This window comes from Spiroplasma ixodetis (assembly GCF_040369795.1).
GTDB classification, from domain to species: Bacteria; Bacillota_I; Bacilli_A; order Mycoplasmatales; family VBWQ01; genus Spiroplasma_E; species Spiroplasma_E ixodetis_B.
The window spans coordinates 437,087-458,296 of sequence record NZ_AP028955.1 but is presented as its reverse complement, the minus strand read 5'-3'; the positions used below and the strand labels follow the sequence as shown (position 1 = coordinate 458,296).

Below are 21,210 nucleotides of genomic sequence, written 5' to 3'. Positions count from 1 at the left end.
TAATAGTGAGTACGAAGTGTAAATACTTCTATATCAGAATAAAAGAGCATTTAATGTTAAGCAAGTTAAAATGTTACACTGTATCGCTTAATGTAATTATAGATTAATTTGAATAGCCTTATTATGGCTCAGTAAAGAACCCATTAATCTAATTAATAATTATGGCTCAATAAAGAACCCATTAATCTAATTAATAATTACATTTTTATTATTTAAGAAAATAGGTGGTTTTATATATAAATACATAACTAATTAATAATATCATAACACAATAAAAAAAATAAAGGATAAAAATAAATATGTCATACATTTATTTAATAAAATATCAAGTAATAGGGGCTTTGCCCCTCGTTGCTTCGCAACTCACCCCAGCGTGGCTAAACCCCGCGGCCAACCCAACAAAAGGTTATTTGTTGGTTCCGGCGATTTTTTTAATTTTTATCTCCCTTTTTCTTTAAAATATTATCTAATTTATCTAAACCAGCAGATTTAATATCATTATAAGTCATATCAATACTAAGAAATTTGTAAAGTGTTCAATATTACTAGAAAGACTTTATTATTATGAAGAAAAAGAAAAAAAGAAACTGGGCATATAAAACCAATTTTTAATCATCAAAAAGGACATAGCCACAAAATAAAGGATTTAGATGAATTAAAAAATTATTTAGCGCAAAATAAAGATGTTACAGTTCAAAAAGTGATTGAAAAATTTGGTGATATGACTAAAGAAATAGTTTATAACTATTTCAAAAAACTAAATTATACATATAAAAAAACTTTTTTATATGAACAAAGATATAAAAATAAACAAGAATATTTTTTAAAAGAAATATCTAAAATAATGAATGAAGATTTAGTATATATTGATGAATCTGGAATTGATGATAATGAATTTTATAAATATGGTTGATCTGAAAAAGGTAAAATATTATTTGATAATAAAACCGCATATAAAATAAAAAGAATGAGTATAATTGGTTCACTAAATAAAGGTAAATTAAAAACCCTATGAGCATTTGAAGGACATTGCAACAGTAAAATTTTTGAATCATATGTAAAAAATATACTAATTCCAGTATTAAAGCGTGGACAAATTATAGTTTTAGATAATGCAACGTTTCATAAATCTAAATTAACACAACAATTAATTGAAAATGCTGGATGCAAACTATTATTTCTTCCACCATATTCTCCTAATTTAAATCCAATTGAAAATTTTTGATTTGCTATAAAACATAATATAAGAAAAATATTACCAAATTATTGGCCAAATATTAAAAAAGCGATTGATTTTGTTTTTCAAGATATGAGTAAACATTACTTTAGTTAGCTATATAAACCTCCCTCTTTAAAAACTGTTGTTAAATCTTCAGTATTTTCTAGTAATAAATATACTGCTTTTGATATTGGGTCATTATTATTAATATTTTGTTTTTTAGACATACGTAACTCACTCTTTCTAGTTATTTAATTTTATTTACTAGAATTAATTAAACATAGTTATTTTTGTAATTTACACAGATTACTAAACATTACCAACTTTTCTTTTTTATTTAATTATATCAATAATATTTATCATGTAAGGAATATAAGATATGTTTTAAATTTTTACTTTTTTCTTTTCTTTTTAATTTTGCTTTTATTTTTTTTATTAAGTTGACGTAATATTTTTTTATAAAAATCATATAAACGATGTTCAGAAGTTTGATAACGTTTGAACATTAAGTTATTAATTAAAATATAAAAATATTGTAAACTGAAAACTAAACCAAAAACAAAAACAACGGCACTAGCAGCGATTAATCATCCATATTCTCCATTTGAATAATCAAAGAAAAAATATGGATATCATGTATCTCTTGGTGGATGAGGGACTAAGCCCTTACTGATAGTATCTTGATAATCTAAATAACGTAAATGACCTCTAATTAGAATAACAATACAATAAATCGCTGGATAAATAACAATTAATCATAAATATATTTTATGTTGTTGTTTCATATTAATATATTGATGACCTGACGTAACAATAAAGCTAGTAATCATAATTATTGGCATTAATAAATGTAAAATTAATGTTGCAATTCAATTATAAGCGCTGTATGGTTTTGGATCATGTTCAGCAGTAAAAATACCTATTCAAAATACTAGCATCGTAATAGTAATATAAACAGTTACTGCTAATCGAGTTTGAAAACTTGGTTTAGTACCACGAAAATAAGAATCAAATAAATAAACACAAAAATAAATAACAACCATATAATTACTCTCAGTAGTAAAAAAAGCATAGTAGTTACTTACTCGTTCACCATATCCTAAATGTTCAAATTTTTCCATTGGATAATATATTACACTAATTAAATCAATAATTAAAAATAAAATTATCATTATTAATGCAGATAAACGTATATAAAAGTTGGCTTTGTTACTTAATTTATATATAATAATCCCACATCTTTTCTTTTTTTCTTTGTATTATAATTCTAACATTAATTGTGTATTTTCTTCTAAATGTTCTAATACTCCTAACTCATTTAATAGTTGATAATTAGTTTTAGTAATATTAGTTCGTAGTTGTAAATCATTTTTTGAAGTAATTGCTTGTTCACTCCTTGCTTTAACAATTGAATTAGCCACAATTTCACCCAATCCATCTAAAGTAATAAATGGTGGTAAAATTTGTTTTTCACCATTTATTACTTTAACTTGAAAAAGTTTAGCATCAGAATGTTCTAAACTAATATTGCTAAATTTAATATTTCTAGCATTCATTTCTAATGCCACTTCTAATAATGGGATTAAATCTTTTTCTTTAGTAGTAACTGTATTTTTTTGACCATCATTTTTTCTTAATCTGTTATTAATGTCTTTTAATTTATTAGTAATAGCGCCAATACCTTGTAACATAGTTTTAATATCAAAAATTTCGCATCTTGTTGTAAAATAAGTAACATAATATTCATGTGGATAATAAACTTTAAATCAAGCTACTCTTCATGCCATTAATACATAAGCAGTAGCGTGTGCTTTAGGAAACATATATTTAATTTTTTTGCAAGATTGAATGTATCAATTAGGAACTTTCTTTTCTTGCATTAACTTTTCATATTCTTGTTTAATGCCTTTTCCTTTACGGACATCTTCCATAATATTAAAAGCAATTTTTGCTGGTAAGCCTTGATATACTAAATAAGTCATAATATCATCACGACAACCAATTACATCTTTTAGTATTAAACCTTGTTGTGAAATTAATTCATCAGCATTATTTAATCAAACGTCAGTACCATGTGATAAACCAGATATTTGTACTAATTCAGAAAATGAAGTAGGTAATGTATCACTTAACATTTTACGAACAAAACCAGTACCAAATTCAGGGATACCAATTGCTCCTGTTTTTTCGCCAAGTAAATCATCACTAGTAATATTTAAGGAACTTAAATTAGAAAATAATGATAAAACTTTTTCATCTTGATTAGGAATTGTTTTTGGATCAATACCAGTTAAATTTTCTAACATTTTTAATGCTGTTGGATCAACATGACCTAGAATATCTAATTTTAATAAATTATCATGAATAGCATTAAAATCAAAGTGGGTAGTTTTTCATGTAGAACTAGTATCATCAGCTGGAAAATTAATTGGTGTAAAATCATTAATATTATATTCTTTTGGTACAACAATAATACCACCAGGATGTTGACCGGTTGTTCTTTTAATACCAACACATCCTTGACTTAGTAACTCTAGTTTTGCTGCACGCATATCTGATTGACCAATTTTTTCTGCATAATCTTTAACATAACCATAAGCTGTTTTGTTGGCAATTGTTGAAATTGTTCCGGCACGAAAAACATTTTCTTCACCAAACATTTCTTTAGTAAAATCATGAGCTTTATTTTGATATTCACCAGAAAAGTTTAAATCAATATCAGGTGTTTTATCACCATCAAATCCTAAGAATGTTTCAAAAGGAATATCATGACCATCAGTAATTAAATCAATATTGCATTGTGAACACATTTTTTTTGGTAAATCGTAACCACATTTATAAGAACCATTACTAATAAATTTACTAGTTTTACATTGTGGACATAAATAGTGTGGTTGTAGTGGGTTAACCTCAGTAATGTTAGCAAAAGTAGCTACTAAAGATGAACCAACTGAGCCGCGACTACCAACAAGATAACCATCTTGTAAAGATTTTTCTACTAATTTGTGTGCAATTCAATAAACAACAGCAAAACCATGAGTAATAATTGCATCTAATTCACGAGTTAAACGTTTTTCTACATATGTTGGTAATGGATTACCGTAACGATTTCATGCTTGTTCATAACAAAGATTACGTAATTTAGTATCAACATTAACAATACTTGGTGTAAATAAGCCATCTTTGATTGGTTTAATCATTTCAAATTGTTTAGCTAATTGCAAAGGATTATTAATAACAATATCATTAATTAAATTAGGGTCATCTAAAAAAATAAATTCTGTTAACATTTGATTAGTAGTTCTTAAATGTTGATCAGGATATGATGTAACTTTACCTTTACGATCAAATAATGGGTGCAATAAACCACCAATTGCTTTGCTATTAATAATAACATCACGATACATTTTTTCATGGGGATGTAAATAGTGGGCATCGCTAGTAGCAATTACTAATTTATTTAATTTAAGAGCATTATTAATAATTTTTTTAATAGTATCATGTAATTGTTCTTTAGTAATATTTCCCAACTGTATTAAGTGTTTATAAACAGCAGGTGGTTGGATTTCAATAAAATCAAATCATTTCATTATTTTAATTAGTTCTTCTTCACTTTTATTTAATGCTGTTTCAAAAACAGCGCCATTTATACAACTACTACCAATTAATAATTCTTTTCTATTTTCATTAATTGCTTCTGATATGATTTTTGGTGTTTTATAAAAATACTTTGTATGAGATAGTGAAACTAATTGATATAAATCTTTTAAACCTAATTGATTTTTTGCAAAAATAGTAATATGTTCACCACGAAGTTTATAATTAATTTGTTCATTAATTAAGTTATTAATTTCTTGTAAATTAATACAATTAAATTCTGTTTTTAATTGTTGTAACATTTTTAAAAATACTTGTGCTAATACATTAGCATCATAATCAGCACGGTGAGCAATTTCATCATCATATTTAATGCCATAAGTACGACAAATAGTACCTAATCGATAATATTTTAGTTGTGGTAGAATTGCTCTAGATAATTGCAAAGTATCAATGACAGGATTATTTAAAGGCATGAAACCCAATTGTTTCATTGCTGCTTGTAAAAAACCAAAGTCAAAGTTAGCATTATGAGCAACTATTGTTTTATTACCAATTATTTCAATAATTGTTGGCAATATTTGTTGTAATGTTTGTTTATCTTTTAGCATAACGTTGGTAATGCTAGTAATTTCAGTAATATTTTCAGCTACGGGATTATTTGGTTTAATTAAAATTGTATCTTGTTTTAAAATAATATTGTCTTTAACAATTGTATAACCAAATTCAATAATTTCGTGATAATTGGTTGATAAACCAGTTGTTTCTAAGTCAAGAACAATGTATTCTAAATCTAATAATGATGTATTAATATTATTTTTAGTAATACTAATATTATTGGGGATTAAATCCATTTCAACACCATACATTACTTTTAAGTTTGGATGTTTTTTAGCAGCATTAGCAATATCTGGGTATGCTTGTACATTTAAATGATCAGTAAAACCAATTGCTTGGTGTCCTCATTTAGCTACTTGATTGATATAATCACTTGCTGAAGTAATACCATCCATAGCACTCATTTTAGTATGAGTATGAAATTCAATTCTTTTAGTTTTAGCATCATCATTATTGTTAGCATTTTTATTATTTAAATCGATAATTAAATCATCAATTCATAGTACTTGTTCTTTACTATAATTATCATAACGACTATTAGCATTAATTTTTATTCAATCATCAACTTTAATATTATCAAATTTCTCATCTGGTTGATCGCTATTAATAAATGCTTTGCAAGTAATTGCATCGCTATAATCAGTAATTAAAAATGAATAAAATCATTTTTGAGTTTTGGTTAAAAATTTATTAATTTTAAAAACTTTACCACTAATAATAATATTGGGTTCGTCGCCAATGATATCTTTAATGCTATGAGTTGTGTCTGTTATTTCTAAATTAACTTTTGCTTTTTTGCGATAAGTAGTGGTACTAAAATTTTTAATTAAATTATTTTTAGTAATTTTAGTTTTTAAATTGTTGGTAATTTTGCTAATTTCTGTTTTAGATTCATTTTCATAACTAATAAATGGTTGCTCTGCTTTATTTATTTTAGTTTTTAATTGAATTTTTTTAAAACCATATTGTTGAAAGTAATTAATAAATTGTAAAAATTCATTAGTTATTAATTTCTCTTCAATACTATTATGAATAGTAATGGTAATAATATTATTTTTATAATTAATTGCTGAGCCGGGTAAAGAATAATAAATGCCAGCTAATAGTTGCAATTTATGAGTTTTAATATAATGAAAATATGTTAATACAGTTGATTCATCAGCAGTAAGAGAAACATTAAAATAAACATTAATATTCGAAACAGGTAATTTTTCAAAATGTTGTTCAAAACTTTTTAAAGTAGTAGTTGTTAGAAAATTAGGTAAGTTGATGGTAATTATTACTTGTTGATTATGATGAAAATATTGTACTTTTTTAATAGCGGCATGATTAAATTCATTATTAACATCATTAAAATCCATTTCATGGAAAAGTTTTTGCAAATCTTTGTTCATATATTTTTCCCTCTCTTAATACTAAATAATTAACAATAATAACTATATTTTAATTAAAATATATTAAATCATTATTCTAATGTTTAATCAAATTTCATATTTTAATTATAACTTAATTAAAATTCTTATTCTTATATAAAAAAAGTATGAAATTTTAGTTATAAAAAAATAAAAACAAAATAATTTAATTACAATAAAAAGTAATGCCTAAATTGGATGGGTTACACTTTATTCGACACTAATTACGTAGACAAGTGAACAAATTAGTTAAAAGAAAATAATTATAATTATGGCCAATATTAACTAATATTCAGATGAATTTAAAAAATAAATAGTAGCTTTATATCAAAGTGGTAAGTCAGTGTCTTGTCTTGCTAAAGAGTACAATGTTACAAGAGCAGCTACTTATAATTGAATCAAGCAATTTACTAATTCAGGCAGTTTTAAAACCAAAGATAACCGTTCTGTTGAAGAAAATGAATTAATTAAATTAAGAAAGGAATTAAAACAGTTAAGAATGGAAAATGATATTTTAAAGCAAGCAGCACTAATAATAGGCAGAAAATAGAAATTATTACTAAAAATAAATTTAAATATAAAATTCGTAGAGGCTTTTTAAAAATCTCTAAATCAACATATTATTTTAATTTCAAGAAAAAAGAAGATAAAATTCAAAATAATATTTATGATGAAGATGTTATTAGTGCTTTTAAAGAAAATAAAGAAGCTTATGGAACAAGAAGATTAAAAGTTGTTCTAAAAGAAAAGAAAATTAATTTATCAAGAAGAAAAATTAAAAAAATTATGAATAAACATAATTTAATATCAAAATAAACTAAATTATCATACAAAAATTATCATAATAAAGTCAATGATAGTCAAATTACTAATCTTGTTAATAGAGACTTTAATAATAGGCTTAAAAATGAAGTTATTGTTAGTGATTTAACTTATGTTCAAGTTAATGGTAAATGAAACTATATTTGCTTATTAATCGACCTGTAAAATCGCGAAATTATTGGACATAGTGTGGGAACTAAAAAAGATGCATCATTAGTATATCAAGCATTTATGTGATCAAATCGTTGTTTAAAAAATATTCAAATATTTCATAGCGATCGCGGTAATGAATTTAATAATAAAAATATTGATAAACTTTTATTAGCCTTCAATTTTACCCGCTCTTTAAGCAAAAAAGGTTGTCCTTATTATAACGCTGTTGCTGAAGCAACTTTCAAAACTTTCAAAACAGAATTTATTAATGATAAAAATTTTACATCATTAACCCAATTAAAATTAGAATTATTTGATTATATCAATTGATACAACAACATAAGAATCCACAGCACTCTAAACTACTTAACCCCCATAAAACACCAAGCACAAATGTCTACCAAAAAACAGTCCTAAAAAAGATTGCCATTCCAGTTTCATAAATCTAAATTAACACAACAATTAATTGAAAATGCTGGATGCAAACTATTATTTCTTCCACCATATTCTCCTAATTTAAATCCAATTGAACATTTTTGATTTGCTATAAAACATAATATAAGAAAAATATTACCAAATTATTGACCAAATATTAAAAAAGCTATTGATTTTTTTTAAAGATATGAGTAAACATTACTTGAGTTAGCTATATATAGCTAACTCAAGTAATGTTTACTCATAAATAATGTAAAATAATAATATGTAATTTAAACAGTTTTTGAATTTAAAAGTACAATTCAGCAATATTTAAAATAGATTAGGGAGATTAAATTATGCCAAAACCATACAGTGAAGACTTACGAAGAAAAGTAATAGAAGCCTATGAAAGTAAAAACATGAAAATTAAAGAAATTTGTAAAGTGTTCAATATTACTAGAAAGACTTTATTCTTATGAAGAAAAAGAAAAAAAGAAACTGGGCATATAAAACCAATTTTGAATTATCAAAAAGGACATAGCCACAAAATAAAGGATTTAGATTAATAAAAAAATTATTTAGCGCAAAATAAAGATATTACAGTTCAAAAAGTAATTGAAAAATTTGGTGATATGACTAAAGAAACAGTTTATAACTATTTCAAAAAACTAAATTATACATATAAAAAAACTTTTCTATATGAACAAAGAGATAAAAATAAACAAGAATATTTTTTAAAAGAAATAGCTAAAATAATGAATGAAGATTTAGTATATATTGATGAATCTGGAATTGATGATAATGAATTTTATAAATATGGTTGATCTGAAAAAGGTAAAAGATTATTTGATAATAAACCCACATATAAAATAAAAAGAATGAGTATAATTGGTTCACTAAATAAAGGTAAATTAAAAGCCCTATGAGCATTTGAAGGACATTGCAACAGTAAAATTTTTGAATCATATGTAAAAAATATACTAATTCCAGTATTAAAGCGTGGACAAATTATAGTTTTAGATAATGCAAAGTTTCATAAATCTAAATTAACACAACAATTAATTGAAAATGCTGGATGCAAACTATTATTTCTTCCGCCATATTGTCCTAATTTAAATCCAATTGAACATTTTTGATTCGCTATAAAACATAAGACATATTCCGTAAATAAATTTAATCAATTGTCAATAATAATATTTATAAATTTTTTAGTGTTAATAATTATAGAAGTTAATATTTTTAAAAAAATACTTTAAAAATAAATTTATATTTCAAACACAAAAATTGTTAATATTATTTTTATATTAACTTGATAAAAATTTAAATTTTTAAAAAAATATTAAAAATATTTTTTTATTTTAATGGTTTTTTTATTAAAAATTTCAAAAAGTAAGTTAAATCTTAAGTACATAAGTCTAAATATACTTTTTCTACATTTATTTATTAAAATTTTGAATATTTTTAATCAAGCAAAAACATGTTCAACTTTAATTCTAATTTTTGAAATAATTTTATTGTAGATTTTTTCTTGTTTAGTTAATTTTTTATTTTTAGTTTTTTTAATTGGTAATATAGTATTTTTATAAATATTTTGTATTCCTTGATATCCCAAATCACCAATAATTATTGTTTTTTCTGAAAATTCAAGATTTGAATTTTTTAATATTTGAAAATCATGTACTTTTCCATTATCAGCAAAAATATCAACAATTTTTTTATTAAAAAAGTCATATATAATTTGAAATTTTATAGAAAACATTGAGGCTTTTTAAAAATCTGTGTATCTTTTTACAAAGTTACTAGTTTAGATTAATTCTATCTTCAAATTTTATCATAAAATGAGCAATTGCTGTATTTCAATTTTGAATGGGCAGTGTTCATTTTTTTGTTATATTTTCAATTGCTAAGTAAAATATTTTAAAAACTTCCATATCATTTGGAAAAACTTTTTTATTTCTAATAACTTTTCGTAATTGACTATTAACAGATTCAATAGCATTTGTTGTATAAATCACTCTTTTGATTTCTGCAGGATAACTAATAAAAACCATTAAATTATCTTAATTTTTATATCATGATTTAGCAATTTGAGGATATTGTTTATTTAATTTACTTTCAAAAGATTCTAAAGCTTGCATTGCTTGTTCTTCACCAGACATATTCCGTAAATAAATTTTTTAAAAGTCAATTAATAATTTAAAATTTATTTTATAATTTCTTTATTAATAAATTAATAAGGTGTTGATAAAAATGAATTTTGAAAATTTAAAAAAATTAAAAAATGAACAATTTTATAGATATTTTGGTATAAAACGTTTTCATTTTGATGAAATGTTAACAAAATTAATTGAAATAGAAAATTTAAAAAAACTAAAGGTAGAAAATATAAAATTTCAGTTGAAGAAAGATTGATGACGACTTTAGTATACTGAAAAGAATATTATACTTTTTTCCAAATGAGTATTAAATATAAAATGAGTGCATCAAGTTGTTTTCGAAATATTACTTGAGTAGAAAATAAACTTAGTGATGACAAAGATTATCAGTTTTTAAAAACAAAATATAAATCAAAAATTGAGAAAAAAAAAGAAGATTTAAATGAATTTCAATTTTATTTAATTGATTCAACTGAAATTGAAATTGAAAGACCAACTAAAAAAAACTAAAGGTAGAATATTTTTCTGGTAAAAGTTGAATGTTTTCTATAAAATTTCAAATTATATATGACTTTTTTAATAAAAAAATTGTTGATATTTTTGCTGATAATGGAAAAGCACATGATTTTCAAATATTAAAAAATTCAAATCTTGAATTTTCAGAAAAAACAATAATTATTGGTGATTTGGGATATCAAGGAATACAAAATATTTATAAAAATACTATATTACCAATTAAAAAAACTAAAAATAAAAAATTAACTAAACAAGAAAAAATCTACAATAAAATTATTTCAAAAATTAGAATTAAATTTGAACATGTTTTTGCTTGATTAAAAAGATTCAAAATTTTAATAAATAAATGTAGAAAAAGTATATTTAGACTTATGTACTTAAGATTTAACTTACTTTGTGAAATTTTTAATAACACAAAACCATTAAAATAAAAAAATATTAACTTCTATAATTATTAACACTAAAAAATTTATAAATATTATTATTGACAATTGATTAAATTTATTTACGGAATATGTCTACTACATGCACTATAAATTGGTTTTAAATCTGTAACTAGTGATTTTCTATGTTTGTATGAAACATATTTTAAACTATTTCTAATTTGATGAACTATGCATAATTGATGTTCGGTTTTAGGATAAACTGATTGTATTGCTTCTGACATTCCTGTTAAATTGTCACTACAAGCAATAAGAATATCATTTAAGCCTCGATTTTTCATTTCTGTGAAATTAGATAATCAAAACTTAGAACCTTAATTTTCACTAATTCATAAACCTAAAACATCTTTTTTACCTTCTAAATCAACTCCTAGTGCTATATAAACTGATTTGTTAATAATGCGTTTATCTTGTCGTACTTTAACTACTATATAATCAAAATAAACAATCGGATAAACACTTTCTAATGGCCGATTTTGTCATTCTTTAACATCATCAATAACATCATCAGTAATTTGACTAATAACACTTTCACTAATATCAGCACCATGATATAACTCTTGTAACTGCATTCTAATATCTTATAAAGTCATGCCTTTGGCATATAATAGACATATTCCGTAAATAAATTTTTTAAAAGTCAATTAATAATTTAAAATTTATTTTATAATTTCTTTATTAATAAATTAATAAGGTGTTGATAAAAATGAATTTTGAAAATTTAAAAAAATTAAAAAATGAACAATTTTATAGATATTTTGGTATAAAACGTTTTCATTTTGATGAAATGTTAACAAAATTAATTGAAATAGAAAATTTAAAAAAACTAAAGGTAGAAAATATAAACTTTCAGTTGAAGAAAGATTGATGATGACTTTAGTATACTGAAAAGAATATTATACTTTTTTCCAAATGAGTATTAAATATAAAATGAGTGCATCAAGTTGTTTTCGAAATATTACTTGAGTAGAAAATAAACTTAGTGATGACAAAGATTATCAGTTTTTAAAAACAAAATATAAATCAAAAATTGAGAAAAAACAAGAAGATTTAAATGAATTTCAATTTTATTTAATTGATTCAACTGAAATTGAAATTGAAAAACCAACTAAAAAAACTACAGTTAGAATATTTTTCTGGTAAAAGTTGAATGTTTTCTATAAAATTTCAAATTATATATGACTTTTTAATAAAAAAATTGTTGATATTTTTGCTGATAATGGAAAAGTACATGATTTTCAAATATTAAAAAATTCAAATCTTGAATTTTCAGAAAAAACAATAATTATTGGTGATTCGGGATATCAAGGAATACAAAATATTTATAAAAATACTATATTACCAATTAAAAAAACTAAAAATAAAAAATTAACTAAACAAGAAAAAATCTACAATAAAATTATTTCAAAAATTAGAATTAAAGTTGAACATGTTTTTGCTTGATTAAAAAGATTCAAAATTTTAATAAATAAATGTAGAAAAAGTATATTTAGACTTATGTACTTAAGATTTAACTTACTTTGTGAAATTTTTAATAAAACAAAACCATTAAAATAAAAAAATATTAACTTCTATAATTATTAACACTAAAAAATTTATAAATATTGTTATTGACAATTGATTAAATTTATTTACGGAATATGTCTAATGAAAGAACTTGTTGATCAAAACCATCAAATCTTCTTTGTCTTTTTGCGACTATTTACTGGCTCAAAATTACTATTACGATCTCGTGGTACATTAATCTCAATTTTACCTTGTTGGGTTATTAATTTTTTTGAATTTATACCATTGCGAGCATTTTCACTAGTATTATGTTGATTTTTTTCATATCCTAAATAATTTTGCATTTCAGAATTCAACATTTTTTCAAATAATCTTTTTGTTAATTCTTTATATAAAACTCCCTCTTTAAAAACTGTTGTTAAATCTTCAGTATTTTCTAGTAATAAATCTACTGCTTTTGATATTGGATCATTATTATTAATATTTTGTTTTTTAGACATAAGTAACTCACTCTTTCTATTTATTTAATTTTATTTACTAGAATTAATTAAACATAAGACATATTCCGTAAATAAATTTAATCAATTGTCAATAATAATATTTATAAATTTTTTAGTGTTAATAATTATAGAAGTTAATATTTTTAAAAAAATACTTTAAAAATAAATTTATATTTAAAACACAAAAATTGTTAATATTATTTTTATATTAACTTGATAAAAATTTAAATTTTTAAAAAATATTAAAAATATTTTTTATTTTAATGATTTTGTTTTATTAAAAATTTCACAAAGTAAGTTAAATCTTAAGTACATAAGTCTAAATATACTTTTTCTACATTTATTTATTAAAATTTTGAATCTTTTTAATCAAGCAAAAACATGTTCAACTTTAATTCTAATTTTTGAAATAATTTTATTGTAGATTTTTTCTTGTTTAGTTAATTTTTTATTTTTAGTTTTTTTAATTGGCAATATAGTATTTTTATAAATATTTTGTATTCCTTGATATCCCAAATCACCAATAATTATTGTTTTTTCTGAAAATTCAAGATTTGAATTTTTTAATATTTGAAAATCATGTACTTTTCCATTATCAGCAAAAATATCAACAATTTTTTTATTAAAAAAGTCATATATAATTTGAAATTTTATAGAAAACATTCAACTTTTACCAGAAAAATATCCTAACTGTAGTTTTTTTTTAGTTGGTCTTTCAATTTCAATTTCAGTTGAATCAATTAAATAAAATCGAAATTCATTTAAATCTTCTTGTTTTTTCTCAATTTTTGATTTATATTTTGTTTTTAAAAACTGATAATCTTTGTCATCACTAAGTTTATTTTCTACTCAAGTAATATTTCGAAAACAACTTGATGCACTCATTTTATATTTAATACTCATTTGGAAAAAAGTATAATATTCTTTTCAGTATACTAAAGTCATCATCAATCTTTCTTCAACTGAAAGTTTATATTTTCTACCTTTAGTTTTTTTTAAATTTTCTATTTCCATTAATTTTGTTAAAATTTCATCAAAATGAAAACGTTTTATACCAAAATATCTATAAAATTGTTCATTTTTTAATTTTTTTAAATTTTCAAAATTCATTTTTATCAACACCTTATTAATTTATTAATAAAGAAATTATAAAATAAATTTTAAATTATTAATTGACTTTTAAAAAATTTATTTACGGAATATGTCTTAGGATTTGTTCTTAAAAATTTGTTAATTCTTGATTCTTTTCTTCCAAAATTTGTATTAGTAGCCATTCCACCAGCTATTAAAGTTGTACCAACAGCAATTGTACCAATAGCAACTGGTAATAATGAAGAACGACCAGTCATAGGTGCTGCAGCAACACAAGCTGTTGTTATTCCTGCAGTTGTTGTTAATGTTCCTATAGTTATTGTGACACCAGCAATTACTTTTCTTTTTGTACTTATTTCACTAGGCATAATACTTTTCTTCCTTTTCTTTTTCAATATTTAATTTAATAAAAATCCTAATATAGAAATAATTTCTATATTAGGAATGAATAATTATTAAATTACAAAAAATATTATAATATAAAAAAATAAAAATATTAATTAAAGGTACATAATGAAATATCAAAATAATATTAAATATATTATTATTATTATTTTATTGAAAAGTAGCCAATTAATAATTGCATTTTTTAATCAAACAAGTTAAGATTACTTATGGTAAATGTTATGCCCACGTAGCTCAGTGGATAGAGCACCGCCCTTCTAAGGCGGGGGCCAGAAGTTCGAATCTTCTCGTGGGCGCCATTAAATTTTAAAATACTAAGAAGGTTTAACTAAATAATGATAAATCATGACAATTATTATCAAGACATTATTGGTAAAATTAACCACCTCATTAGTGAAAATAAATGAGATCAAGCAATGAAGTTGGTCAAACATGAATTAGAGATGCCTTATATTCCTATTCATAATGAAGTTAAATTACAAGAGTTACACCATAATATTACTACTCATATTAGATTAAATAGTAAAGATGAAAGTCATGAGTGAAATTTAGAGAGAATAAGTCATGTATTAATGAATCCATTTGATGAAGATCTTCATCCGGTGGCATTTTATTATTTACAAAGTCATAATGCTAGGTTAATTTTGCCAATAATTAAGATTTATCTTACAAATAAAAATATAAATAATATAAATAAAACACAACTATTATTTATATTAAATAATCAAGGTATTGATGAAGAAATAGAAGTAATAAAAGGTCATGATACATTTAAAATTAATCCAAAAAAAATAACACAATGACAAGAATCACTCGTTTATTTAAAGATTACAAAAATATTTGAAGATGAAGTTCATATTGATAATCCAGGTATTTATGGTATTTGCTTGTTTTTATTGGATAGTTATTTCGAGAATTTGTTTCCAACATTACCTAATAAAAATCAAGCAGCAGCATTAGCAGCTGCTTTGTATATTCGTGCTTGTAGTTTACAATTTATTAGTGTAAAATTGGTAGAAAGTGCTAAAAAATTTAAAACTACTACTATTTTAATAAAAAAATACTTAAGTATTATGATTCAACAACAAATTACATAAGGAGAGATTTGAAAAATGACATTAAATATTATAAAAGATGAAAAAAATGGTCTTGGAAAATGACATGTTACCATTGATGCTAAACCTTGAAAAGATCAATTAGCAAAAGCTGAAAATAAATTGATTGCACAAGTAGAAATTCCTGGATTTCGTAAAGGAAAAGTTCCTACTAAAATGGCTAAAAAACATGTAACTGAAGAACAAACTTTACAAACAGCAACAAAAGCAGTTATTACTATTGCTTATGATTTTGCCTTAAAACAAAAACCTAACTTAATGCCTACTAATCAACCCGAAGTTAATGTGGAAAAATCTACTATTAAAGAGTGTGAAATAATGTTTGTATTTGATTTACCAGCAGAAATTACTATTGGTAAATATCGTGGTATTGACATAGTAAAACCTGTAGCAACTGTTAATCAAGAAGAAATTGATAACCAAATTAAACTATTACAAGATCGTTTTGCTATTTTTAATCCAAAAGAAAAAGGAAAATTAGAAAAAGGTGATACTGCGCTTTTTAATTTTACTGGTTTTTTAGAAGGTAAAAAATTCCCTGGCGGTGAAGCTAAAAACATGGAATTAGAAATTGGTTCTGGTAAATTTATTCCTGGTTTCGAAGAAGGAATGATAGGTATGGAATCTAAATCTAAAAAAACTATTGAACTAACTTTCCCAGAAGATTATCATGTTCCAAATTTAAAAGGAAAATTAGTACAATTTGAAATTGAATTAAACGAAATAAAAACAAAAGTTATTAATGAAGATTTAGAAGAGTTAGTAAAAGATGTTAACATTCCGGATGTTACTATTACTGAACAATTATTAGAAAATATTAAAAAACAAATTGAAGTACAAAAAACAATGACAATTAAGGAACGATTTATGGAAGAACTTATTGCTAAAATTGTCAAAGATTCAAAAATAATAATTCCAAATTTTGCTGTTAAAAATGAAACTGAACGTTTAGAAAATGAATTTAAAAAACAATTAGCTAATCAAAACTTTACAATTGAAAACTATATGGCAGCAACCGGTTTATCTCATGAAGAAATTATTAATGAAATAAAAAAGGATGCAATTATGCAACTTCAGAATTTTTTAGTTATTGAAGAAATTATTAAAAAAGAAAAAATAGAAATTACCGAAGAAGAAGTTCAAAAACAATTCAAAACATTTGCCGACCAATTTAAAATAAGCATTGAAGAAGTTAAAGCAAATATTAAAGATTTAAGTTTAGTAATTACTACCCTAAAACGTAATAAAGCCTTTGATTTATTATGAGAAAGTAACGGTAAAAACCAAAATCAAACAACAAGTGCTTAATTAATTTAATTTGATAATTATTATATAACCTAATTACCAATTTAATAATTAGGTTATTTTATCGTTTATTTTTTTTCAAAAAGTAAAAATTATAAAAAAAATAAATGTAATAAAATATTACTGGTATAAATTAAATATGAATTAATAAGTGCTGCTGTAATAGTATAGTATAAATCAAAAAGGAAATTATCCCCACATGTACTAGTGTGGAGGAAAAAATGAATTGAAATGAATTCAATAGCATATTTCAAAATGAAAACGATTGTTTGAAATATATAGTGAAGTTGAAGAGGCTTTTTAAAAATCTGTGTATCTTTTTACAAAGCCTCTCTCGTGGTACATTAATCTCAATTTTGCCTTGTTGGCTATTAATTTTTTTGAACTTATACCATTACGAGCATTTTCACTAGTATTATGTTGATTTTTTTCATATCCTAAATAATTTTGCATTTCAGAATTCAACATTTTTTCAACTAATCTTTTTGTTAATTCTTTATATAAACCTCCCTCTTTAAAAACTGTTGTTAAATCTTCAGTATTTTCTAATAATAAATCTACTGCTTTTGATATCGGATCATTATTATTAATATTTTTTTTAGACATACGTAACTCACTCTTTCTAGTTATTTAATTTTATTTACTATAATTAATTAAACATAGTTATTTTTGTAAGTTACACAGATTACTAAACATTACCGAAAAGCTATTGATTTTGTTTTTCAAGATATGAGTAAACATTACTTTAGTTAGCTATATGATTCAAAAATTTTACTGTTGCAATGTCCTTCAAATGCTCATAGGGCTTTTAATTTACCTTTATTTAGTGAACCAATTATACTCATTCTTTTTATTTTATATGCGGGTTTATTATCAACTAATCTTTTACCTTTTTCAGATCAACCATATTTATAAAATTCATTATCATCAATTCCAGATTCATCAATATATACTAAATCTTCATTCATTATTTTAGCCATTTCTTTTAAAAAATCTTCTTGTTTATTTTTATCTCTTTGTTCATATAGAAAAGTTTTTTATATGTATAATTTAGTTTTTGAAATAGTTATAAACTATTTCTTTAGTCATATCACCAAATTTTTCAATCACTTTTTGAACTGTAACATCTTTATGTTGCACTAAATAATTTTTTAATTCATCTAAATCCTTTATTTTGTGGCTATGTCCTTTTTGATAATTCAAAATTGGTTTTATATACCCAGTTTCTTTTTTTCTTTTTCTTCATAAGAATAAAGTCTTTCTAGTGATATTGAACACTTTACAAATTTCTTTAATTTTCATGTTTTTACTTTCATAGGCTTCTATTACTTTTCTTCGTAAGTCTTCACTGTATGGTTTTGGTATAATTTAATCTTCCTAATCTATTTTAAATATTTCTGAATTGTACTTTTAAATTCAAAAACTGTTTAAATTACATATTATTATTTTACATTATTTATGAGTAAACATTACTTTAGTTAGTTATAAATAAAAATAAAAGACTTGCTTGCTAATTATATAGTAAGTTTTTTTATTTTTATTTAATTTTATGTACTAACATATTAAAAAAATCTTGTAATTTATTAAAAATCTAATATAATAATACTTGACATAAAGAAAGTAGTTTTTACGCTCACCTGATAACTAAGTTGTTATAGGTTCAATGCTTTAAATTTTTATTTTTAAAATAAATTTTTGTAGTGGTGAGTGTGTGTTTTAACACACTTTTATTTATGCAAATTAAAGGAGGTATGTATGTCTTTTAAAAATAATGATAATTTATGAAATAGTAATATTCCCTTTTATGAATTTTTATTAATTGGTAATGATGGTACTAATTATGGTTTAATGAAAAAAAATGATGCTTTAAAAAAAGCAGAAGATTTAGGATATGACCTATTATGTATATCACCAAATGCTAAACCACCTGTTTGCAAAATGTTTAAATTTGATACATATCGTTTTGAACAACAAAAAAAGGAAAAAGAAGTTAAAAAAGCACAAAAATTAACAATTGTTGAAGAAAAAGAAATTCGACTAAGTGTTGTTATTGATAACAATGATATTAAAACAAAGGCAAATAAGGCTCGCAAATTTCTAAGTAATGGTAGCAAAGTAAAAGTTACATTAAAATATCGTGGTCGTGAATTACATAATCCTGAAGCAGGATTTGAAGTAATTACAAAATTTTATAAAGAATTAGAAGATATTTGTATTTATGATAAAAACTTTGATAAAAAACAAAAAAATATACAAACTATTTATCTTTTTCCAAAAAAGAAAAATCAAGAAAATTAATAATAGGAGGTAAAATATGCCAAAAATGAAAACAAAAAAAGCTTTAAAAAAAAGAATTAAAGTAACAGGAAGTGGTAAATGAATGCGTAGTGGCGCTTTTGTTTCTCACTTAGCTCAAAATAAAATAACAAAACAAAAACGTCAATTACGTGGGTGAAGTGAAGTATCTGCTTCTGACTATAAGCGTTTAAAAGATTTAATTTAGGAAGGTGACAAAATAAATGGCTAGAGTTAAAGGCGGTTACACAACTAATCATCGTCGTAAAAAAATACTAAAAGCAGCAAAAGGATATTATGGAGCAAAACATAGTTTATATCGTACAGCAAATGAACAAGTAATGAACTCATTAGCATATGCTTATCGTGATCGTAAAAATTGTAAACGTGAGTTTCGCAAGTTATGAATTCAAAGAATTAATGCAGCTGTTCGTAATTATGATTTATCATATTCACGTTTTATTGATGGCTTAAATAAAGCTAATATTAATCTTAATCGTAAAATATTGTCTGAGTTATCAATTAATCAACCAGAAGAATTTGAGAAATTAGTTTTGGCATCAAAATCTGCTTTAGCAAAATAATTAATTGCGAATTTTATATAAATTATGATAAGTTTTGGAAATGTATTTAATATAAATTTCAAAGAATATTTTTTTATTACAAACTTTGTTTTATAATATATTTAATGGTAAAATTAAAAAATAAATTCGCTTCTTAGTATAAAAATAAGAAAGAAATTTAAAAAAGAGGGAGCCATTATGCAATTTGTTTTTCTTGGATTTTTTGATGGTAATCCACAAGCAGTTATTAATCCTTTATTTGGTATGCATTATTGAATTGGCTTATCTATATCATTATTCTTGATAATTAGTTTATTTATTTTTAAAAGGTTTTATTCTAATTTAAGTAAGTGCTATAGTTTTAAATGTAGTTTAGGTATTTTTCAAATACTTTTATATATTAGTTTTTATATTGTTCATGGATTGAATGGTGATAATTATCAATGGTATGATTATTTTCCTTTTCAATTATGTTCGGTATTTAATATTACTAGTGGTATATTATTAATTATTCCTAATAAAAGTTTATTTAATATTACTTTTCCTTTAATTGGCCCTGTTATTTTGGCATTTTTATTACCAGATAAAACAAAATGAGTTTTTGGTCCACAGCATTTTCTTTATTGAAATTATTATTTTATTCATATTATTATTCTTTTTTCTTATTTACTTTTATATTTATATGGTCATATTGAATATGACAAAATATATATCAAAAAAAGTATATTATATTTAACTTTATTTGGTGGTGGTGTTTTTATTTTTAATACTTCTTTTGGTACTAATTACTTATTTATTGGAAATGCCGGTTATACAGCAATTTTTGGTAAAAAAGTATTAGACACTTCAGTGTGGTTACCAATTTTACGTTTTACATTTATGTCTGTTGTTGGTATTTCATTACTAGTTTTAACATATATTTTTATTATAAAAAATTTCTCTCCTTTTTATTTAGAAAAAGGAACAAAAATTAATCCTATTTACAAAGATAAAAAATCATTAATTACAAAATTTTATAAAAAATTAAATTTAAAAGATAAAAAAATAATGAAATCTTAATTAATAATTAAAAAAAG

Annotated in this window: 26 protein-coding genes, 1 tRNA gene and 2 pseudogenes; 18 read left to right on the top strand and 11 right to left on the bottom strand. The window is 22.9% G+C overall.

Going from position 1 to position 21,210, the window contains the following annotated elements:
• Positions 1-532 precede the first annotated feature (532 nt).
• On the top strand, positions 533-1,333 hold the full coding sequence (locus tag ABWV63_RS03290) for an IS630 family transposase (RefSeq protein ID WP_353306796.1): 801 nt from the start codon (positions 533-535) through the stop codon (positions 1,331-1,333).
• 278 nt (positions 1,334-1,611) lie between these two features.
• Here the strand turns inward: ABWV63_RS03290 and ABWV63_RS03285 are convergent, their stop codons facing one another.
• Positions 1,612-2,340: a Pr6Pr family membrane protein gene (locus tag ABWV63_RS03285; RefSeq protein WP_353306795.1), complete on the bottom strand. Its 729-nt coding sequence runs from the start codon at positions 2,338-2,340 to the stop codon at positions 1,612-1,614.
• A 138-nt stretch (positions 2,341-2,478) separates the two neighbouring features.
• On the bottom strand, positions 2,479-6,828 hold the full coding sequence (locus tag ABWV63_RS03280; protein WP_353306794.1) for a PolC-type DNA polymerase III: 4,350 nt from the start codon (positions 6,826-6,828) through the stop codon (positions 2,479-2,481).
• Positions 6,829-7,159: 331 nt separating this feature from the next.
• Between ABWV63_RS03280 and ABWV63_RS03275 the strand changes: the two are divergent.
• From ABWV63_RS03275 to ABWV63_RS03260, 4 genes and pseudogenes are all read left to right on the top strand, one after another.
• Positions 7,160-8,238 (top strand): annotated as a pseudogene (locus tag ABWV63_RS03275) (IS3 family transposase).
• A gap of 6 nt (positions 8,239-8,244) precedes the next feature.
• Positions 8,245-8,439: a transposase gene (locus ABWV63_RS03270; protein ID WP_353306793.1), complete on the top strand. Its 195-nt coding sequence runs from the start codon at positions 8,245-8,247 to the stop codon at positions 8,437-8,439.
• 155 nt (positions 8,440-8,594) lie between these two features.
• Positions 8,595-8,804, top strand: coding sequence for an IS630 transposase-related protein (locus tag ABWV63_RS03265; protein ID WP_353306277.1), 210 nt, complete (start codon positions 8,595-8,597; stop codon positions 8,802-8,804).
• 66 nt (positions 8,805-8,870) lie between these two features.
• Positions 8,871-9,494, top strand: a complete 624-nt coding sequence (locus ABWV63_RS03260; RefSeq protein WP_353306792.1) for an IS630 family transposase — start codon at positions 8,871-8,873, stop codon at positions 9,492-9,494.
• Between the two features lie 83 nt (positions 9,495-9,577).
• Here ABWV63_RS03260 and ABWV63_RS03255 read toward each other — a convergent pair whose 3' ends face one another.
• Both ABWV63_RS03255 and ABWV63_RS03250 read right to left on the bottom strand, forming a co-directional pair.
• Positions 9,578-9,997 (bottom strand): transposase family protein, encoded by a 420-nt coding sequence (locus tag ABWV63_RS03255; protein WP_353306791.1) that lies wholly within the window; start codon positions 9,995-9,997, stop codon positions 9,578-9,580.
• Between the two features lie 40 nt (positions 9,998-10,037).
• Positions 10,038-10,289 (bottom strand): transposase, encoded by a 252-nt coding sequence (locus ABWV63_RS03250; RefSeq protein ID WP_353306790.1) that lies wholly within the window; start codon positions 10,287-10,289, stop codon positions 10,038-10,040.
• Between the two features lie 199 nt (positions 10,290-10,488).
• Between ABWV63_RS03250 and ABWV63_RS03245 the strand changes: the two genes are divergently transcribed.
• The 3 genes from ABWV63_RS03245 to ABWV63_RS03235 are packed head-to-tail and all read left to right on the top strand — an operon-like array spanning position 10,489 to position 11,341.
• The gene (locus tag ABWV63_RS03245; RefSeq protein ID WP_353306789.1) at positions 10,489-10,662 is read left to right on the top strand and encodes a hypothetical protein; all 174 of its coding nucleotides are present in this window, start codon (positions 10,489-10,491) and stop codon (positions 10,660-10,662) included.
• Positions 10,647-10,904 (top strand): transposase family protein, encoded by a 258-nt coding sequence (locus ABWV63_RS03240; protein ID WP_353306788.1) that lies wholly within the window; start codon positions 10,647-10,649, stop codon positions 10,902-10,904. The genes ABWV63_RS03245 and ABWV63_RS03240 overlap by 16 nt, the downstream gene beginning before the upstream one ends.
• Positions 10,905-10,933: 29 nt before the next feature.
• Positions 10,934-11,341 (top strand): transposase family protein, encoded by a 408-nt coding sequence (locus ABWV63_RS03235; RefSeq protein ID WP_353306787.1) that lies wholly within the window; start codon positions 10,934-10,936, stop codon positions 11,339-11,341.
• A 95-nt stretch (positions 11,342-11,436) separates the two neighbouring features.
• On the opposite strand, the pseudogene ABWV63_RS03230 reads toward ABWV63_RS03235, so the two are convergent.
• A pseudogene (locus tag ABWV63_RS03230) lies at positions 11,437-11,961 on the bottom strand (IS256 family transposase); the annotation flags it as partial.
• A 98-nt stretch (positions 11,962-12,059) separates the two neighbouring features.
• Between ABWV63_RS03230 and ABWV63_RS03225 the strand changes: the two are divergent.
• The 3 genes from ABWV63_RS03225 to ABWV63_RS03215 are packed head-to-tail and all read left to right on the top strand — an operon-like array spanning position 12,060 to position 12,910.
• Complete coding sequence (locus ABWV63_RS03225; protein ID WP_353305528.1) at positions 12,060-12,233, top strand: hypothetical protein; 174 nt, start codon at positions 12,060-12,062, stop codon at positions 12,231-12,233.
• Positions 12,218-12,496, top strand: coding sequence for a transposase family protein (locus ABWV63_RS03220; protein ID WP_353306786.1), 279 nt, complete (start codon positions 12,218-12,220; stop codon positions 12,494-12,496). Before ABWV63_RS03225 ends, ABWV63_RS03220 begins: the two co-directional genes overlap by 16 nt.
• A gap of 3 nt (positions 12,497-12,499) precedes the next feature.
• Positions 12,500-12,910, top strand: coding sequence for a transposase family protein (locus ABWV63_RS03215; protein ID WP_353306785.1), 411 nt, complete (start codon positions 12,500-12,502; stop codon positions 12,908-12,910).
• Positions 12,911-12,984: 74 nt separating this feature from the next.
• Here ABWV63_RS03215 and ABWV63_RS03210 read toward each other — a convergent pair whose 3' ends face one another.
• The 3 genes from ABWV63_RS03210 to ABWV63_RS03200 form a co-directional block, all read right to left on the bottom strand.
• Positions 12,985-13,359 carry a transposase gene (locus tag ABWV63_RS03210; RefSeq protein ID WP_353306784.1) on the bottom strand — a complete coding sequence of 125 codons (375 nt, stop codon included), beginning with the start codon at positions 13,357-13,359 and terminating at the stop codon, positions 12,985-12,987.
• Between the two features lie 255 nt (positions 13,360-13,614).
• The gene (locus ABWV63_RS03205) at positions 13,615-14,469 is read right to left on the bottom strand and encodes a transposase family protein (protein ID WP_353306783.1); all 855 of its coding nucleotides are present in this window, start codon (positions 14,467-14,469) and stop codon (positions 13,615-13,617) included.
• 50 nt (positions 14,470-14,519) lie between these two features.
• Positions 14,520-14,819 (bottom strand): hypothetical protein, encoded by a 300-nt coding sequence (locus ABWV63_RS03200; RefSeq protein ID WP_353306782.1) that lies wholly within the window; start codon positions 14,817-14,819, stop codon positions 14,520-14,522.
• A 260-nt stretch (positions 14,820-15,079) separates the two neighbouring features.
• Here ABWV63_RS03200 and ABWV63_RS03195 point away from each other — a divergent pair.
• From ABWV63_RS03195 to tig, 3 genes are all read left to right on the top strand, one after another.
• Positions 15,080-15,155, top strand: a tRNA-Arg gene (locus tag ABWV63_RS03195).
• A gap of 36 nt (positions 15,156-15,191) precedes the next feature.
• Entirely contained in the window at positions 15,192-15,953 is a 762-nt protein-coding gene (locus tag ABWV63_RS03190; protein ID WP_353306781.1) for a DUF3196 family protein, read from the top strand.
• Between the two features lie 15 nt (positions 15,954-15,968).
• Entirely contained in the window at positions 15,969-17,279 is a 1,311-nt protein-coding gene (tig, locus tag ABWV63_RS03185; RefSeq protein ID WP_353306780.1) for a trigger factor, read from the top strand.
• 297 nt (positions 17,280-17,576) lie between these two features.
• On the opposite strand, the gene ABWV63_RS03180 is transcribed toward tig, so the two are convergent.
• From ABWV63_RS03180 to ABWV63_RS03170, 3 genes are all read right to left on the bottom strand, one after another.
• Positions 17,577-17,882, bottom strand: coding sequence for a transposase (locus ABWV63_RS03180; RefSeq protein WP_353306779.1), 306 nt, complete (start codon positions 17,880-17,882; stop codon positions 17,577-17,579).
• Between the two features lie 143 nt (positions 17,883-18,025).
• Positions 18,026-18,256 carry a transposase gene (locus tag ABWV63_RS03175; protein WP_353306778.1) on the bottom strand — a complete coding sequence of 77 codons (231 nt, stop codon included), beginning with the start codon at positions 18,254-18,256 and terminating at the stop codon, positions 18,026-18,028.
• A gap of 70 nt (positions 18,257-18,326) precedes the next feature.
• Positions 18,327-18,578, bottom strand: a complete 252-nt coding sequence (locus ABWV63_RS03170) for an IS630 transposase-related protein (RefSeq protein ID WP_353306777.1) — start codon at positions 18,576-18,578, stop codon at positions 18,327-18,329.
• 453 nt (positions 18,579-19,031) lie between these two features.
• Here ABWV63_RS03170 and infC point away from each other — a divergent pair, with 453 nt between their 5' ends.
• The 4 genes from infC to ABWV63_RS03150 all read left to right on the top strand — a co-directional run bounded on the left by infC (position 19,032) and on the right by ABWV63_RS03150 (position 21,193).
• Positions 19,032-19,574: a translation initiation factor IF-3 gene (gene infC / locus ABWV63_RS03165; RefSeq protein WP_353306776.1), complete on the top strand. Its 543-nt coding sequence runs from the start codon at positions 19,032-19,034 to the stop codon at positions 19,572-19,574.
• 16 nt (positions 19,575-19,590) lie between these two features.
• Positions 19,591-19,779, top strand: coding sequence for a 50S ribosomal protein L35 (gene rpmI, locus ABWV63_RS03160; protein ID WP_353306775.1), 189 nt, complete (start codon positions 19,591-19,593; stop codon positions 19,777-19,779).
• A 16-nt stretch (positions 19,780-19,795) separates the two neighbouring features.
• Positions 19,796-20,155, top strand: coding sequence for a 50S ribosomal protein L20 (gene rplT / locus ABWV63_RS03155; RefSeq protein ID WP_252320320.1), 360 nt, complete (start codon positions 19,796-19,798; stop codon positions 20,153-20,155).
• A gap of 177 nt (positions 20,156-20,332) precedes the next feature.
• A complete protein-coding gene (locus ABWV63_RS03150; RefSeq protein ID WP_353306774.1) occupies positions 20,333-21,193 on the top strand; it encodes a hypothetical protein in 861 nt (286 codons plus the stop codon).
• The last annotated feature ends 17 nt before the right edge of the window (positions 21,194-21,210 follow it).